Annotated in this window: 16 protein-coding genes; 13 read left to right on the plus strand and 3 right to left on the minus strand. The window is 30.3% G+C overall.

Annotated features, from left to right (window positions below; genetic code table 11):
• Positions 1–3: 3 nt before the first annotated feature.
• From nikC to H3N56_RS08930, 5 genes are all read left to right on the plus strand, one after another.
• Entirely contained in the window at positions 4–882 is an 879-nt protein-coding gene (nikC, locus tag H3N56_RS08910; protein ID WP_185880838.1) for a nickel transporter permease, read from the plus strand.
• 18 nt (positions 883–900) lie between these two features.
• Positions 901–1908 carry an ABC transporter ATP-binding protein gene (locus tag H3N56_RS08915; RefSeq protein WP_185880839.1) on the plus strand — a complete coding sequence of 336 codons (1008 nt, stop codon included), beginning with the start codon at positions 901–903 and terminating at the stop codon, positions 1906–1908.
• Positions 1898–2875 (plus strand): ABC transporter ATP-binding protein, encoded by a 978-nt coding sequence (locus H3N56_RS08920; RefSeq protein ID WP_185880840.1) that lies wholly within the window; start codon positions 1898–1900, stop codon positions 2873–2875. The genes H3N56_RS08915 and H3N56_RS08920 overlap by 11 nt, the downstream gene beginning before the upstream one ends.
• Positions 2862–4328 carry a uridine kinase gene (locus H3N56_RS08925; protein ID WP_185880841.1) on the plus strand — a complete coding sequence of 489 codons (1467 nt, stop codon included), beginning with the start codon at positions 2862–2864 and terminating at the stop codon, positions 4326–4328. The genes H3N56_RS08920 and H3N56_RS08925 overlap by 14 nt, the downstream gene beginning before the upstream one ends.
• Positions 4329–4440: 112 nt before the next feature.
• Positions 4441–5238 carry a formate/nitrite transporter family protein gene (locus tag H3N56_RS08930; protein ID WP_185880842.1) on the plus strand — a complete coding sequence of 266 codons (798 nt, stop codon included), beginning with the start codon at positions 4441–4443 and terminating at the stop codon, positions 5236–5238.
• Here the strand turns inward: H3N56_RS08930 and H3N56_RS08935 are convergent.
• Together H3N56_RS08935 and H3N56_RS08940 are read right to left on the minus strand one after the other, a co-directional pair.
• A complete protein-coding gene (locus tag H3N56_RS08935; protein WP_185880843.1) occupies positions 5235–5846 on the minus strand; it encodes a sigma-70 family RNA polymerase sigma factor in 612 nt (203 codons plus the stop codon). The two genes, H3N56_RS08930 and H3N56_RS08935, sit on opposite strands and share 4 nt — an antisense overlap.
• A gap of 176 nt (positions 5847–6022) precedes the next feature.
• Positions 6023–7645 (minus strand): ABC-F family ATP-binding cassette domain-containing protein, encoded by a 1623-nt coding sequence (locus H3N56_RS08940; RefSeq protein WP_185880844.1) that lies wholly within the window; start codon positions 7643–7645, stop codon positions 6023–6025.
• 146 nt (positions 7646–7791) lie between these two features.
• On the opposite strand from H3N56_RS08940, the gene H3N56_RS08945 reads away from it, so the two are divergent.
• From H3N56_RS08945 to efp, 3 genes are read left to right on the plus strand one after another with little or no spacing between them, the layout of a single operon-like run.
• On the plus strand, positions 7792–8751 hold the full coding sequence (locus H3N56_RS08945) for an NADH:flavin oxidoreductase (protein WP_185880845.1): 960 nt from the start codon (positions 7792–7794) through the stop codon (positions 8749–8751).
• Positions 8751–9920, plus strand: a complete 1170-nt coding sequence (gene earP, locus H3N56_RS08950; protein ID WP_185880846.1) for an elongation factor P maturation arginine rhamnosyltransferase EarP — start codon at positions 8751–8753, stop codon at positions 9918–9920. The genes H3N56_RS08945 and earP overlap by 1 nt, the downstream gene beginning before the upstream one ends.
• A gap of 10 nt (positions 9921–9930) precedes the next feature.
• A complete protein-coding gene (gene efp, locus H3N56_RS08955) occupies positions 9931–10497 on the plus strand; it encodes an elongation factor P (RefSeq protein ID WP_185880847.1) in 567 nt (188 codons plus the stop codon).
• Between the two features lie 53 nt (positions 10498–10550).
• On the opposite strand, the gene H3N56_RS08960 is transcribed toward efp, so the two are convergent.
• Positions 10551–11147: a hypothetical protein gene (locus H3N56_RS08960; protein WP_185880848.1), complete on the minus strand. Its 597-nt coding sequence runs from the start codon at positions 11145–11147 to the stop codon at positions 10551–10553.
• Between the two features lie 131 nt (positions 11148–11278).
• Here H3N56_RS08960 and H3N56_RS08965 point away from each other — a divergent pair, with 131 nt between their 5' ends.
• The 5 genes from H3N56_RS08965 to rsmG all read left to right on the plus strand — a co-directional run bounded on the left by H3N56_RS08965 (position 11279) and on the right by rsmG (position 16464).
• The gene (locus tag H3N56_RS08965) at positions 11279–11725 is read left to right on the plus strand and encodes an SRPBCC family protein (protein ID WP_185880849.1); all 447 of its coding nucleotides are present in this window, start codon (positions 11279–11281) and stop codon (positions 11723–11725) included.
• Between the two features lie 114 nt (positions 11726–11839).
• The gene (locus tag H3N56_RS08970; RefSeq protein ID WP_185880850.1) at positions 11840–13177 is read left to right on the plus strand and encodes a TrkH family potassium uptake protein; all 1338 of its coding nucleotides are present in this window, start codon (positions 11840–11842) and stop codon (positions 13175–13177) included.
• A 15-nt stretch (positions 13178–13192) separates the two neighbouring features.
• The gene (locus tag H3N56_RS08975; RefSeq protein WP_185880851.1) at positions 13193–13849 is read left to right on the plus strand and encodes a TrkA family potassium uptake protein; all 657 of its coding nucleotides are present in this window, start codon (positions 13193–13195) and stop codon (positions 13847–13849) included.
• A gap of 24 nt (positions 13850–13873) precedes the next feature.
• Positions 13874–15760, plus strand: a complete 1887-nt coding sequence (gene mnmG, locus H3N56_RS08980; RefSeq protein WP_185880852.1) for a tRNA uridine-5-carboxymethylaminomethyl(34) synthesis enzyme MnmG — start codon at positions 13874–13876, stop codon at positions 15758–15760.
• Positions 15761–15762: 2 nt separating this feature from the next.
• Positions 15763–16464 carry a 16S rRNA (guanine(527)-N(7))-methyltransferase RsmG gene (gene rsmG / locus H3N56_RS08985; RefSeq protein ID WP_185880853.1) on the plus strand — a complete coding sequence of 234 codons (702 nt, stop codon included), beginning with the start codon at positions 15763–15765 and terminating at the stop codon, positions 16462–16464.
• Positions 16465–16476: the final 12 nt, after the last annotated feature.

Here is a 16476-nt window from a genome sequence, read left to right on the forward strand (position 1 = left end):
AAAGTGGCAGAGCAGACTGTTGTAACAACGAAAAAAAGAAGTCAATGGGCAGAAGTATGGAGAAGTTTGAAAAAAAATAAAATGGCACTAACAGGTCTTTTTATATTAACGGTTTTAATATTATTGGCAATTTTTGCAGATCAAATAGCAAACTATGATAATGTAGTTATTAAACAAAATCTAAGAATGAGATTGAAACCACCAAGTGCTCAGCATTGGTTAGGGACCGATGAATTTGGAAGGGATATTTTTGCAAGGATAATTCACGGAGCTAGAGTATCTCTAAAGGTTGGAGTTGTAGCTGTTGGAATCGCGATAGTTATAGGTGGAACTTTAGGGGCAATCGCTGGATATTACGGTGGAAAATTAGATAATGTAATAATGAGAATTATGGACATATTTTTAGCGGTTCCAAGTATTTTACTTGCTATAGCAATCGTTTCAGCATTAGGTCCAAACCTTTTAAATTTGATGGTGGCAATTAGCGTATCTTCCATTCCAGGGTATGCAAGGATAGTTAGAGCATCAGTGTTATCAATTAGAGACCAAGAGTTTGTAGAGGCAGCTAGAGCTATAGGAGCTAGTGATGGAAGAATAATATTTAGACATATTATTCCAAATGCTTTAGCCCCAGTAATAGTTCAAGGAACTTTAGGAGTTGCAGGAGCAATACTTTCAACAGCAGGATTGAGCTTTATAGGATTAGGAATTCAGCCACCAGCTCCAGAATGGGGATCAATGCTTTCAGGTGGAAGACAGTACCTTAGATATGCTTGGTGGGTTACTACTTTCCCAGGAGTAGTTATAATGATTACTATTTTATCTCTTAATCTTTTAGGAGATGGACTTCGTGATGCATTAGACCCAAGATTAAAACAATAATTGAGGTAGGGGGAACAAATGAAAAAAAAATTACTTAGTATAAAAGAATTAGCAATAAATTATTCTACAGACGAGGAAGTTGTAAATGCTGTAAATGGAGTAGATATAGAATTAAGTGAAGGAGAAACATTAGGACTTGTTGGAGAAACAGGAGCAGGGAAAACAACAACTGCACTTGGAATTATGAGACTTGTTCCAAATCCTCCTGGAAAGATAATCTCAGGAAGTATAGAATTCGAAGGAGAGGATCTTCTAAAGGTAACAGAAGATAAAATGAGAACTATAAGAGGAAGTAAGATATCAATGATATTCCAAGATCCTATGACATCCCTAAATCCAGTGTTGACCGTTGGATATCAAATTGCTGAAGTATTAGAGATACATGAAAAGCTCTCTAAAGATCAAGCTATGGAAAAAGCTAAGGATATGCTAGAGCTTGTTGGAATACCAGGTGGAAGAGTAAATGATTTCCCTCACCAGTTTTCTGGTGGAATGAAACAAAGAGTTGTAATAGCAATAGCGCTGGCTTGTAATCCACAACTTCTTATAGCAGATGAACCAACTACAGCACTGGATGTTACTATCCAAGCTCAGGTATTAGATTTAATGAATGATTTAAAAAATAAATTTAAAACTTCTATGATTTTAATAACTCATGATTTGGGAGTAGTTGCACAAGTTTGCGATAAGGTTGCTATTATGTATGCAGGAGAAATAGTAGAGTCAGGAAGCATCTATGATATCTTTGAGCGTCCAAAACATCCATATACTCATGGATTATTTGATTCAATTCCTAGTTTAGATTCAGAAAATGATAGATTAAATCCAATAAAAGGTCTTATGCCAGATCCAACAAACTTACCAACTGGTTGTAAATTTCATCCGAGATGTCCATATGCAGCTGAAATCTGTTCATCAAGAGTTCCAGCAGTTTCAGAATACAATGGTCATAAGTATAGATGTTTAGTTTACGAGGGGCTAGTTGAGGCTCCAGAGCTACTAGAGGAGGATAAACATGGAAGATAAGATTTTAGAGGTAAGAAATTTAAAAAAATACTTTAATACTCCTAAAGGAACTCTTCATGCTGTTGATGGAGTAAGTTTTTCAATAGGAGCAGGAAAAACTTTAGGTGTAGTTGGAGAATCAGGTTGTGGAAAATCAACAACGGGGCGTGTGATTTTAAGATTACTAGAAGCTACAGATGGAGAAATAATTTTTGAAGGTAAAAATATAAGAGAATTTGACAAAGATCAGATGGTAAAACTTAGAGAAGAAATGCAAATAATATTCCAAGATCCATTTGCTTCGTTAAATCCAAGAATGACCGTGAGTGAAATTATAGCGGAACCTTTAATAATACATAAAAAATGTAAAAATAAAGCAGAATTAAATAGTAGAGTAAAGCAGTTAATGGAAACTGTAGGGCTAACAGAAAGATTAGTTAATACTTATCCACATGAATTGGACGGAGGAAGAAGACAAAGAATTGGTATTGCTAGAGCTCTAGCCTTAAATCCAAAATTTATAGTTTGTGATGAACCTGTTTCTGCTTTGGATGTTTCTATTCAAGCTCAAGTGTTAAATCTTATGAAAGATTTACAAGATGAGTTAGGACTAACATATATGTTTATAACTCATGATCTTTCAGTTGTAAAGCATTTTGCAGATGAAATAGCTGTAATGTATTTAGGAGAGCTAGTTGAAAAAGCACCGTCAAAAGATTTATTTAAAAATCCAGTTCATCCATATACAAAAGCTTTACTTTCTTCAATTCCAGTTCCAAGTTTAAAGTATAAAATGAATAGAATAAAATTAGAAGGAGAAATAACTTCTCCTATCAATCCTGCACCGGGATGTAGATTTGAAAAAAGATGTGTATATGCCAAAGATATTTGTAGAAAAGAAAGTCCTGTATTAAAAGAGATTTCACCAGGGCATTCATATTCTTGCCATTTAGCAAAAGAAATAAAGGCAGAAAATGAAAAAAATTGATGAAAAAAAATATTATGAAACCTTAAAGTTTATTTTATTTAAGGCAACAAATGATTTATATCCCGATGCTGAAGTTTTAATTGAAAATTCTTTAAATAATGGTGTATATGGTAGAGTAAAACATCTCTGTCATATAAAAGAAGAGTATATCAAACAGGTAAAAGCAAAAATGAATGAAATAATAAAATTGGATTTACCAATCAGTCTAGTATGCTCAGATATTGAAGTATTAAAAAGAAGAAGTTTTTCGATAAAAAGAGAAGATATAAAAAAACTTCTTGATAATACAGGACTAATAACTATGAAAGAATATGAAATGGATGGGTATCGTGATTATTTCCATGGTGATCTCTATAAAAGTACCGGAGAAATTTATCTATATGAACTGTATTCATATAATGGTGGATTTATTTTAAAAATTCCATCGGCTTCAAATCCAGAAGAACTTCCAAAATGTATAGAAAATCCAAAAATGGCTAAAGTTTTTGAAGAGAGTGCTTTGTGGAATGAGATAATGGATGTTTCTTATATTGGGAGTTTAAATGAAAAAAATTTAGATGGAAAAATAGAGAGACTAATTAGAATAAATGAAGCATTACATAATAGAAAAATTACAAAAATAGCTGATGAGATATTAAAAAGTAAACAAATTAAATTAGTTACTATTGCAGGACCGTCGTCATCAGGAAAAACAACCTTTAGTAAAAGATTAGAACTTCAACTTTTAGCAGCTGAATTAAGCCCAGTTGTTATATCTTTGGATAACTATTACTTGGGAAGGGAAAAATTATCTTTGGATGAAAATGGTAGAAGAGATTATGAAACTATAGATGCACTTGATTTAGAACTTTTAAATAATCATTTGCAACAGCTTATGGAAGGTTATGAAATAGAGGTACCAGAATATAATTTTATAACTGGAAAAAGAGAAATGAATGGAAGATATGTTAAGCTTCCTGAAAATGGAATAATTATAATAGAGGGAATTCATGGATTAAATGAAAGAATGACAAACTCTATCAAAAAAGAAAATAAATATAAGATTTATATTAGTTGTTTGACTCAACTGAACATAGACAGACATAACAGAATTTATACAAGTGATGTAAGAAAGATAAGAAGAATAGTTAGGGATAGTCTATCAAGAGGTTCTAGTGCACAAGAAACTCTTGAGATGTGGGAAGATGTGAGAAGAGGAGAGGAAACATATATATTTCCTTTTCAAGAGGACGCAGATATAATATTTGATTCAAATTTGGTATATGAATTAGGTGTTTTAAAAAGCTTTGCAGAGAAAGAACTTATTAAAGTTAAAATAACAAGTGAGTATTATGAAGAGTCAAAACGATTGTTAAAATTTTTAAATTATTTTTTAGAAATACCTTCTGAAATGGTGCCAGATGACTCTATTTTAAAAGAGTTTATAGGTGGAAGTTATTTTTATAAATATTAACTTGTTAAGTATAGTTAAAAATATATTGAAAACTAAAAAAAAAGTGATATAATAAAAGACAGTGTGAATTGAGTATTTAAATTCATTTTAATTACTAATTTTAGGAGGAAATATGTCGAAATTATATCTTGATACGACGGAGTGCACAGAAGCTGTTGTTGAATTAGGAGTAAAAAAGGTAGGTTATTCAGAAACAAAAACATTGTTACTAGGGTTTATGGGTGGATTATTCATAGCTTTAGCAGCCGCTGGAAACTTAATTGCCGGTCAGACTATTGGTGGAGGGCTTGGAAAGATGGTTGGAGCAACTGTTTTCCCTGTTGGACTTATACTTGTAGTATTGGTTGGAGGATCTTTATTTACAGGAGACTGTTTAGCATTCTTATCTTGGTTTGAAGGTAAAACAGATTTTTCAAAAATGATTAGAAATATTGGAAGTGTATGGATTGGAAATTTATTGGGATCAATCTTTATAGCTGTTATAGCTTATTATGGTGGAACATTTAGTTCTCCTGCTCTAGCTTCTTATTCTGTAAATGTAGCAACTCATAAAATTCATTTAGGATTCATAGAAGCCATAGCTAGTGGATTTTTATGTAATATCCTAGTTGCTTTAGGAGTATGGTTCTCATTTTCAGCAAAAGATTCTTTTGGTAAAATGATGGCTATATGGTTTCCAGTTATGCTTTTCATTCTTGGAGGATATCAGCACGTCGTAGCAAATATGTTCTACTTATCAATTGGAAAAATATTATCTCCAGAAAGTTATACTGTATTTGAAATGGTAAAACATTTTATACCAGTTACAATAGGAAACTTTTTATCAGGAGCAATATTCCTACCTCTAGTTTATAGAAAATTATATTTAAAAAAATCATATAAAGCAGAAAAAATAGAAGTAGAGGCTTAAAGCCCTACTTCTATTTTTTTACCCAATTCATATTCAGAAATAAAACCTTTCAGTTTTTTCTTAATACGTTGAATTGTGTTGTCTATTGATTTTATGTCTCTTTCAGTTTTAGTTGCAATTTCAATATAATTTATCCCCAAAAGCATTTCTTGAAAAATTTCCTGCTCCATCTTACTAAGATTATTTTTCAAGTATTCATTAAGAGCTTCTAATTTTTCCTTTCCTAAAAAAATCTCTTCTGGAGTATAAAAATTTAAAGATTTTTTTTCGTAAGAAATATTATTTTCTTCGCCTTCATAAAATCCATTAGTTGCTAAATTTAATATTCTGTTTTTACCTGAATTATAATTTTTTATAGCTGTTATAATTTGTCTTTTAATACAAAGGGATGCAAAAGTATTAAAGGATGTGTTCTTATCTTCATCATAAGCTCTAATTGCCTTTAAAAGTCCAATCATTCCTTCTTGAAGCAAGTCTTCTTTATCTGCACCATTTAAAAAATATGATTTATTTCTTACTAGAATAAATTTTTTGTACTTTTCAAATATTTCAGATATTGCTTCTTGATCTCCACATTGTGCTTTTTTAACAATTCCGTTCTCAACCATAAAATCCTCCCATAGATTCCAAACAAGTAGTAAAACCATTTAAGAACACATTTCAAATAAAAAAACAGTTTTCTAACATAATTAATATATAACTCTAAAACCAAAAAAAATCAATAGAAAAATAAAAAAAACGAGAAAAAATTCTCGTTTTTTATGAAAAAATTGCTATTATATTTTTAAGCAAGATACATTGATTTAATTTTTTCTTGAAGATCTGTGTCCGAAATATAATCATCGTATTCCATAAGCTTATCTACTAAACCATTTGGTGTAATTTCGATAATTCTATTTGCAACAGTTTGTATAAATTCATGGTCATGAGCTCCAAATAAGATAGTTCCTTTGAAAGCTGTAAGAGCTTTGTTTAGTGAAGTAATAGACTCAAGGTCTAAGTGGTCTGTAGGGTTATCGAATAAAAGAACGTTAGCGTTAGTAAGCATCATTCTAGATAGCATACATCTAACTTTTTCTCCTCCAGATAAAACTTTAGATTTCTTCATAGCTTCCTCACCAGAGAATAGCATTCTTCCTAAGAATCCTCTTACGAATGAATCATGTTGGTCAGGAGAGTATTGTCTTAACCAGTCAATAAGGTCTAAATCAACATTTTCAAAGTAGCTTGAGTTATCTTTTGGCATATAAGCTTGAGATGTTGTAACTCCCCAAGTAAATGTTCCACTATCAGGCTCCATCTCACCAGATAGAATTGAAAGTAAAGTTGTTTTTACAATATCGTTTTGAGAAATTAATACAACTTTATCTCCAGTATTTATAGTAAACGATACATTATCAAGAACTTTAATTCCATCGATTGTCTTAGTAAGGTTTTCAACTCTAAGTAGGTTGTTTCCAGCATCTCTATCTGGTTTAAATTCGATAAATGGATATTTTCTGTTAGAAATTTGCATATCTTCAAGTTGAAGTTTATCAAGTTGTTTTTTTCTAGAAGTAGCTTGAGAAGATTTAGAAGCATTCGCACTAAATCTAGCGATGAATTCTTGAAGTTCTTGTCTTTTTTGTTCAACTTTTTTATTTTTATTGTTTATAAGTGTTTGCATAAGTTGGTTTGATTCGTACCAGAAATCATAGTTACCAACATACATTTTAATTTTTCCATAGTCGATATCTGCTATGTGAGTACAAACTTTGTTTAAGAAGTGTCTATCATGAGATATTACGATAACAGTTGTGTTATCAAGTTTCATAAGAAACTCTTCTAACCAAGCTACAGCCATAATATCTAATCCGTTTGTAGGCTCATCTAGTAGAAGAACATCTGGGTTACCAAATATAGCTTGTGCTAGTAGAACTTTAACTTTATCAGGCTCACTAAGATCTTTCATAAGTTTGTGGTATTGTGATTCTTGAATTCCTAAACCAGAAAGTAACATTTCCGCTTCAGTATCAGCTTCCCAACCGTTTAATTCTGCAAATTCTCCTTCAAGTTCAGCAGCTCTCATACCATCTTCATCTGAGAACTCTTCTTTAGAGTAAATTGAATTTCTTTCTTCTATAATCTTCCATAGAACTGAGTGTCCCATAAGTACAACGTTTAAAACTGTATCATTTTCGTGAGCGAAGTGATCCTGTTTTAAAACAGCCATTCTTTTATTTTTTTCTAAAATTACATCTCCTTCAGTTGGATCCATTTCACCTGAAAGAATTTTAACGAAAGTAGATTTTCCTGCTCCGTTAGCTCCGATTAGTCCATAACAATTTCCTGGAGTAAACTTTACGTTAACATCTTCGAAAAGTTTTCTACCAGCAAATCTCATACTAAGATTACTAGTTGATATCATATTTTAATATAGCCTCCTATAGTATTATATTTTTAAAATTCATCATATTATATCATGAAAATTAATTTTTAAAAATATATTATATTTTTCTTTTTTATGATAAAATTTTTACTGATACAATAAATATTTTGGAAAGGACGGGTTAAGTGATAAATTTATTTACTCCATTAAAAATAAAAGGTTTAACTTTAAAAAATAGAGTAGTACTACCACCACTAGTAAGATTTTCGATGGTCGAAAAAGACGGATTCGTAACAGAAGGGTTATTAGAGTGGTATAAAGATGTGGCAGAAGGCGAAGTTGGTATGATTATAGTAGAGGCCTCTTGTATAAGTGAGGATGGAAAATTAAGAGAAAATCAAATAGGTATTTGGGATGACAAATTTATAGATGGATTAAAAAAAATAGCAGATATTGGAAAAAAATATTCTGTTCCAACTATTATTCAAATTCATCACGCTGGATATAAAGAAGGTATTGCAACAGTTCAAGAAGAGGTTTTAGATGAACTTCTGGAAAAATTTGTAAAGGCTTTTAAAAGAGCTAAAGTAGCAGGGTTTGATGGTATAGAAATTCATGGTGCACATACATATCTTATATCTCAATTAAATTCAAGGATTTGGAATTTAAGAGATGATAAGTATGGAGGAAGTTTTGAAAAAAGAATGTACTTTTCAGAGGAACTTATCAAAAGAACAAAAGATTTATTTGATGATAAATTTATCTTAGGATATCGTATGGGTGGAAATGAACCAGATTTAGAGGATGGAATAGAAATTGCAAAATATCTACAAAAGATAGGAGTAGATGTATTACACGTCTCTTCTGGTGTGCCAGATCCGGAAAGAAAAAGTCCAGTAAAAATAGACTATCCAGAAACATTTCCTTTAGATTGGGTTGTATATATGGGAACTGAAATAAAAAAATATGTAACTATACCAGTTATAGGAGTAAAGAATATAAAGCTTGAAGAACAAGCAAGTTGGTTAGTTGAAAATGAATTGTTAGATTTAGTCGCAGTTGGTAGAGGAATGATTGCTAGACCAAACTGGGTAAAACATGCTAAAAAAGAGTATGAGAAAAGAACTGGAAAAAAGGTGGACTAATGGACTTTAAAACTTTGGATATATTTTGTGAAGTTATAGACAACTACGGGGATATTGGAGTAGTTTATAGAATAGCTAAGGAGTTTAAAAAAAGTTTTAATGATTCTTTAGAGATAAGAGTTATATTAAATAGATTAGATGAGTTTATTGCAATTAATAAAAACTGTGAAAAAAAAGAGATTCAAAATATAAATGGAATTACTTATATCACAAAAGATTTTCTAATTAAAAACATATGTACATTTGAGACATCAGATGTTATAATAGAAGCCTTTGGATGTAATATTCCCAACGAATATATGGAGATTGCAAAAGAAAAATCGAAGTTACTTATAAACTTAGAATATCTTTCTGCTGAGGATTGGATAGAGGATTTTCATCTTCAAGAATCGCCTCTTGGACTGAAGGGATTAAAAAAATATTTCTATATGCCTGGATTTACTAAAAAATCAGGTGGCTTGATTGTAGATAGTTTATTTTTAAAAACAAAGGAAACAGTTTTACAAAATAAAGGTAAATATCTAAAAAAATATTTAGAAAATTTTGAAATAGATTTTTCTGATAAATTGATTGGAACAGTGTTTTCTTATGAGAAAAATTTTACTCCTTTATTAGAAAGTTTAAAAAAATTAGATAAAGAAGTAATTCTTTTAATAATGGGTGAAAAGTCACAGCAAAGTTTTGTTGAAATTTTTAAAAATATTTCAGTAGAAAATTTTGGAAAAACATATAAATATGGTAAAATATATATGAAGTTTATGGATTTTTTAAATCAAGAAGAGTATGAAGAAATTATAAATGCTGTTGATTTTAATTTTGTTAGAGGAGAGGACTCTTTTGTAAGAGCTCTTTTAACTGGAAAACCATTTATTTGGCATGCTTATCTTCAAGATGAATTAGTGCATATGGATAAAGTTGAGGGTTTTATAGAAAGACAGACAGAGTATTTACGTGAAAATCATGACATAAAAGTCATCGAAAAACAAAATAAGCTTTTAAGGGATTATAACTTTAGAAAAGAGAACACTTTGGAAATAGGTTTAGAAGAATATGATGAATTTTTTAAAAATTTTAAAGAACTTCAGAGTATGTATTTTGACTATTCTGAGTTTCTGATATCGGAGTGTAACCTTATAAATAAAATAAAAAAATTTATTGTTAAATATTGAGGAGGTTTAAATGAAAGTAGCTCAAGAATTAAGAGCAGGAAGTACAATCAAAATCGGAAACGAGCCATTTGTAGTTTTAAAAGCTGAATATAACAAATCTGGAAGAAACTCAGCGATGATGAAATTTAAAATGAAAAATTTATTATCTGGAAATACATCAGATGCAGTTTACAAAGCAGATGAGAAAATGGATGATATTAGACTGGATAAAGTAAAAGCAGTTTACTCATACAACGATGGTGGAGATTTCTATGTATTCTCAAACCCAGAAACTTGGGATCAAATCGAACTTAAAGAGGAAGATTTAGGAGATGCAATAAACTATCTAGAAGAATCAATGGAATTAGACATCATATATTATGAGTCAACTCCAGTTGCTGTAGAATTACCAACTTTCGTAGAAAGACAAGTTGTTTATACAGAGCCAGGATTAAGAGGAGATACTTCAGGAAAAGTTATGAAACCTGCTAAAATAAACACAGGATTCGAAATTCAAGTACCTATATTCGTTGAGCAAGATGAGTGGATTAAAATAGATACTAGAACAAATGAGTATGTAGAGAGAATAAAAAGATAATAAAAAATAAAAATAGCCTAAGTTCTGTATATACAGAACTTAGGCTATTTAATTTAACTGAACTTTACCAAGCTAGGCAAAAATCCTATAATAGAAAAAATAATAACTAAAAAAATAGTTTTTATTGTTTCTGCATATTTTATATCTTTTAAATGATAATCTGTAATTTTAAGAACATATTTTTCATACTTATATTTATAGTATTCGTTAGAGTCATTTTTTTTCCAAAAATAATATCCTAAAAAAGAAGCTAAAATATATCCAACTGAAAAACATAACAAGTCCATGAGATCAAAAGTTCCCAGAAGAGTACCATGACCTCCAAAATAAAATTGAATAACTTCAATTATTACCATTACTACATAAATTCCAGTGTATATAAGCTGTATTCCTGGAAAAAATATTCTGTGAAGAAGCATAGCTGAACCCATTGAAAATAACCATATTCCATCTGGAAGAGAATAAATAACCCAGTTTGGAATCGCCGGTCGAATTAATTTTGTATATTTTCTAATTTCTAATATAGGAGTATCTAAAGATAAGTGATTTAATAGTTTAAAATATAAAAGATTTTTACTTCTAAAAAGCATATAGATTAAAACTCCAAAAATCAAAGGAAATATGACTAAAAATATTCTTTTTCTACTCATGTGACATCCACCTCGAATTATAATTATTAGATTATACTCTATTTTTAATTTGTAATAAACAAAATTTTAAAAGGAAATTTCAATTTAAAAGTGTATTTTTATAATTATAGAAATAATTATGAGGTGAAGTTATGGAAAAGAGTCCATTTTTTATGGAAAGTATAGTAATTGAAGCGCCAAAGGAATTAATTTTCTCAGTAATTGAAGATGGGGAAATTCAAAATGAATGGATGGAAGGGTTTAAGGAGGGTAGAGTTATCTCTAAAACTAATGACCTCGTAGGAACTGAATTTGAAGAAATAATTGAAGTTGATAAAAGAAGACATGTTTTTCACGGAAGGATTCTAGCGTACGAGAAAGATGAAAAAATAAAAGTATCTTTAGATGAGGATGACTTTGAAATTAAAATAGAGTATGATGTTGAAAGATTGGAAAAAAATAAGACATTGTTGATATTGAAATGTTGGTTACTAAATACTTTAAAACCTAAACTTGTAGTAGAATATTACATGAACTCAAGATTAGAAAAACAACTGCAACGTATAAAGACAACTGCAGAAAGTAAAGTAAAAAAATAATCTTTATGAATGAGCTGACTTTAGAGTCAGCTCTTACTATTTATCTAATCTGTTGAAAGAGAACACAAAATAATGTATAATTGAAAAGTATTTCAAAAATTTGGAGGAGTTTAGATGAATGTAAATTCTTTTAAGAAATTATCTCCATCAAGAAAACTAATACTAGGTTTTTTTATGGCAATAGTTGTTGGATCAATTCTGTTAGTTATGCCTTTTTCACTTCAAGAGGGACAAAAAATTAGTTTTTTGACATCCATTTTTACAATCACATCAGCTATGTGTGTGACTGGACTCTCTACAATTGATATAAGTAAGGTTTTGTCATTTCAGGGTCAAATAATACTGCTTATATTTATACAGCTAGGTGGACTTGGAGTAATGACTTTCTCTTCAATACTTTTTTTGTTGATTGGAAAGAGAATGAGTTATCATGAAAGAGAGCTATTAAAAGAGGAGAGGAATGCTGAAAGTAATGGAGAAATTGTAAGTTTTGTAAAAGGACTTATAGCGACTGTATTTGTAATAGAAACTATAGGGGCAATTTTTTTAACATTTGAATTTTTAAAAGAATTCCCTTTGAAAAAAGCTATATATTTTGGAATATTCCACTCTATATCAGCATTTTGTAATGCTGGTTTTTCTTTGTTTTCAAATAATTTAGAGACATACTCTGAAAGTTTTGGATTGAATATGACGATAGCTTATTTAATAATAATTGGTGGAATTGGTTTTTCTGTAATTAACTCAGTTCTTATGGCTGTTAGAAAAAATGTAAAAAGATTTACATTGACTTCAAAAGTAGGTATTTTAATTTCTATTTTTTTAACATTTGGAGGGACGATTTTATTTCTATTATTAGAATTTAAAAATCCATCTACAATTGGAAATATGAATATATTTGATAAAATATTGGCATCATTTTTCCAAAGTGTTTCAACAAGAACAGCAGGATTTAATACGGTACCTATGGGAAGTTTAAATGGTGGAACAATTTTCATGTTTTATATATTAATGTTTATTGGTGCTTCGCCAGGTTCAACTGGTGGAGGAATAAAGACGACAACACTTGGAGTTATGGCTTTTTATGTGGTTGGAGTTGTAAAAGGAAGAGAGAATATTGAAATATTTAACAGAAGAATTGGTTGGGAGATTCTAAATAGAGCCTTGGCAATTCTGGTTATATCTATAATATATGTTTCAATTGTTATAATGCTTATGTTAATGGTTGAAAATTTTAGATTTGAAGAGATAATTTTTGAAGTTATTTCTGCTTTTGGAACTGTTGGACTATCTATGGGAATAACAGCAGATTTATCAATATTTTCAAAAATTTTGATAATAATAACAATGTTTATTGGAAGACTTGGACCACTTACTTTTGCCCTAGCTTTAGGTGAAGCAAAAGTTAAAGAAAATGTAAAATATCCAAAAGAGAATATATTAGTTGGATAGTTATGGAGGAGATAAATGAAACAGTATCTTGTTATCGGAATGGGAAGATTTGGAGCGAGTGTGGCAAAAACTCTTTATGAATCTAATGAAGATGTTTTAGCAATAGATGTGGATGAAGATATTATTCAAGAATCAATTAATAACAACATAGTGGAGAATGCTCTAGTTTTGGATGCAACAGATGAAAGTCATCTTAAAGGTATAGGGATAGAAGGTTTTGATTTGGCCTTTGTATGTATAGGAGCAATTGAGCCAAGTATAATGGTAACTCTTAATTTAAAAGAGATGGGTGTAAAAAAAATAATTGTGAAAGCCATTAGTAAGAGACATGGAAAAGTTTTAGAAAAAATTGGTGCAACACAAGTTATCTATCCAGAAGAGTATATGGGAAGAAGAGTAGCGATGCTTGCTATGGAACCAAATATGATAGAGCATTTAAGATTTTCACAAGATTTCTTATTGGTAGAAATAAAGGCTCCAACACCGTTTTGGGGAAAGAATTTAATAGAATTAGATGTTAGAAATAAGTATAATGTTAATATAGTTGGAATTAAAAAAGAGGATCAGTCATTCAAACCAAACCCAAGTGCTGATACTATAATAGAGCAAGGGGATGTGTTATTAGTTATAACAGATTCTAAAACAGCTGACTATTTAGAAAATTTAAAGTAATTTAGAATAGATTTAGGAGGAAAAATGCAAAATTTTGATGTAATTGTAGTAGGTGCTGGTCACGCTGGATGCGAAGCAGCTTTAGCATCGGCAAGAATAGGAGCAAAGACAGCAATTTTTACAATAACTTTAGATAATATAGGAGTTATGTCTTGTAATCCATCTTTAGGAGGACCAGCAAAATCTCACTTAGTAAAAGAGATAGATGCGTTAGGTGGAGAGATGGGAAGAAATATTGATAAAACTTTTATTCAAATAAGAGTTTTAAATACAAAGAAGGGTCCAGCAGTTAGATCTCTTAGAGCTCAAGCAGATAAAAAACTGTATCATATGGAAATGAAAAAAACTATCGAAAATACTGATAATTTAGATGTTATCCAAGGAATGGTAACAGAGATATTAACAGAAGATGGAAAAGTTACAGGAATAAGAACTAAAGAGGGTGTAGAATACAAAACTAAAGCTGTTATAATAGCTTCTGGAACTTTCATGAGAGGACTTATTCACGTAGGAGATAGAAAATTTAGTGGTGGAAGAATGGGTGAATTATCTTCAGAAGAACTACCTTTATCTTTAGAAAAGTTAGGTCTAGATTTGGGAAGATTTAAAACAGGAACACCTCCTAGAATAGATGCTAGAACAATAGATTATAGCAAAGTTGAAATTCAACCAGGCGATTCAGGAATATTAAAGTTTTCTAGTAGAACTTTAGATTCTGAAGTTCAAGATAGAGTACAAATTCCTTGTCATATGGTCTTTACAAATAAAGAGGTTCATAATACTATTGTTAGTAACAAAGATAGATCACCTTTATTTAACGGAACAATACAAGGAACAGGCCCAAGATATTGTCCTTCGATTGAAGATAAAGTGTTTAGATATCCGGATAAAGATAGACATCACTTATTTTTAGAAAAAGAGGGCTATGGAACTAATGAAGTTTATATAAGTGGATTTTCTTCTTCGCTTCCAACAGATGTGCAGTATGAAATGTTAAAAGGAATAGAAGGTTTAGAAAATGCTAAAATAATGAGATTTGCATATGCAATAGAATATGATTACGTGAAGCCTCATGAAATAAAATATTCATTAGAGACTAAAAAAGTTGGAAATCTTTTCTTAGCTGGACAAATAAATGGAACATCTGGATATGAAGAAGCAGGATCTCAAGGTCTTATAGCTGGAATAAACGCAGCTAGAAAGGTTCAAGGAAAAGAAGCTATTATTTTAGATAGAGCAGATTCATATATAGGAACACTTATAGATGATCTAGTTTCTAAAGGGACAAATGAACCATACAGAATGTTTACAGCTAGAAGTGAGTATAGACTTATTTTAAGAGAAGATAACGCTGATCTTAGACTTTCAAAAGTAGGATATGATATTGGATTACTTCCAGAGAGTGAATATAAAAGAGTCTTAAAAAAGGAAGCAGACGTTGCTGAAATCATATCTAAACTAGAAGTTCAACACGTTGGAAGCAGTAATCCAAGAGTAAATGAAGTTTTAGTAAGAGTTGGAGAGCCAGAAGTAAAATCAGGAATAACTTTATTTGAACTTTTAAGAAGACCTGATGTAACTTATGATGATATAAAATATATGGCAGAATTAATAGAGAAATTTGAACTTGGAAATTATGATAAAGACACTGAATATCAAGTTGAAGTTCAAGTTAAATATTCAGGATATATAGATAAATCTTTAAAAATGATTGAAAAACATAAAGGTCTTGAAACTAGAAAAATACCAGATGATTTAGATTATGATACTTTAGACAATGTGACAAAAGAGGCAAAAGATAAATTAAAAGAAATAAGACCGTTAAACATTGGACAAGCTTCAAGAATATCAGGAGTTTCTCCAGCTGATATCCAAGTTTTATTGGTTTATTTAAAGATGAGAGGAAACTAAGAATGAGAGAGTACTTGATAGAAGGAATAAATAAAATAGGAATAAAATATACAGATAAAAAAATAGATGATCTTATCAACTATTTGAATTTATTAGTTAACTATAATTCACATACAAACTTGACAGCTATAAGAGATGAGGAAGGGATACTAGAAAAACATTTTCTAGATTCACTTCTTGTACAAGAGTTTATACCTTCAGGAGCTAAAAAAATAATAGATATCGGGACAGGTGCTGGATTTCCAGGAATGGTTTTAGCTATATTCAATCCAGAAATAAAATTTACTTTAATGGATTCAATTGGTAAGAAAACTAAATTTTTAGAGCTTGTAAAAGAAGAATTAAATTTAGAAAACGTTGAAGTTGTAACAGCTAGAGCGGAAGAGTTTATAAATGAAGAGAATAGAGAAACTTATGATATAGGTTTATGTAGAGGAGTTTCAAAGCTAAATACTATATTAGAGTATATGATTCCCTTTTTAAAGGTAGATGGAATTTTCCTTTCTCAGAAAATGGAAGGGACAGGAGAAGAGCAGGAGGCTCAGAATGCTCTTTCTATTCTAAACTCACACATAGGTCAAGTGCATACTTTGAAACTGCCATACTGTGGAGATCAGAGGCTGATTGTTGAAGTTATAAAAGATAAGACAACAGACAAGAAATATCCAAGAAGAACTGGAATGGCTTTAAAAAAGCCACTGTAAAATAATAAAAGG

Origin of the sequence: Cetobacterium sp. 2A, assembly GCF_014250685.1 — a bacterium.
Taxonomy (GTDB): Bacteria; Fusobacteriota; Fusobacteriia; order Fusobacteriales; family Fusobacteriaceae; genus Cetobacterium.

Bases quoted from the DNA above. Each gene is read 5' to 3' on its own strand.
- H3N56_RS08915 (WP_185880839.1), top strand. From the start codon at position 901: ATGAAAAAAAAATTACTTAGTATAAAAGAATTAGCAATAAATTATTCT.
- H3N56_RS08920 (WP_185880840.1), top strand. From the start codon at position 1,898: ATGGAAGATAAGATTTTAGAGGTAAGAAATTTAAAAAAATACTTTAAT.
- H3N56_RS08925 (WP_185880841.1), top strand. From the start codon at position 2,862: ATGAAAAAAATTGATGAAAAAAAATATTATGAAACCTTAAAGTTTATT.
- H3N56_RS08930 (WP_185880842.1), top strand. From the start codon at position 4,441: ATGTCGAAATTATATCTTGATACGACGGAGTGCACAGAAGCTGTTGTT.
- H3N56_RS08935 (WP_185880843.1), bottom strand. From the start codon at position 5,846: ATGGTTGAGAACGGAATTGTTAAAAAAGCACAATGTGGAGATCAAGAA.
- H3N56_RS08940 (WP_185880844.1), bottom strand. From the start codon at position 7,645: ATGATATCAACTAGTAATCTTAGTATGAGATTTGCTGGTAGAAAACTT.
- earP (WP_185880846.1), top strand. From the start codon at position 8,751: ATGGACTTTAAAACTTTGGATATATTTTGTGAAGTTATAGACAACTAC.
- efp (WP_185880847.1), top strand. From the start codon at position 9,931: ATGAAAGTAGCTCAAGAATTAAGAGCAGGAAGTACAATCAAAATCGGA.
- H3N56_RS08960 (WP_185880848.1), bottom strand. From the start codon at position 11,147: ATGAGTAGAAAAAGAATATTTTTAGTCATATTTCCTTTGATTTTTGGA.
- H3N56_RS08965 (WP_185880849.1), top strand. From the start codon at position 11,279: ATGGAAAAGAGTCCATTTTTTATGGAAAGTATAGTAATTGAAGCGCCA.
- H3N56_RS08970 (WP_185880850.1), top strand. From the start codon at position 11,840: ATGAATGTAAATTCTTTTAAGAAATTATCTCCATCAAGAAAACTAATA.
- H3N56_RS08975 (WP_185880851.1), top strand. From the start codon at position 13,193: ATGAAACAGTATCTTGTTATCGGAATGGGAAGATTTGGAGCGAGTGTG.
- mnmG (WP_185880852.1), top strand. From the start codon at position 13,874: ATGCAAAATTTTGATGTAATTGTAGTAGGTGCTGGTCACGCTGGATGC.
- rsmG (WP_185880853.1), top strand. From the start codon at position 15,763: ATGAGAGAGTACTTGATAGAAGGAATAAATAAAATAGGAATAAAATAT.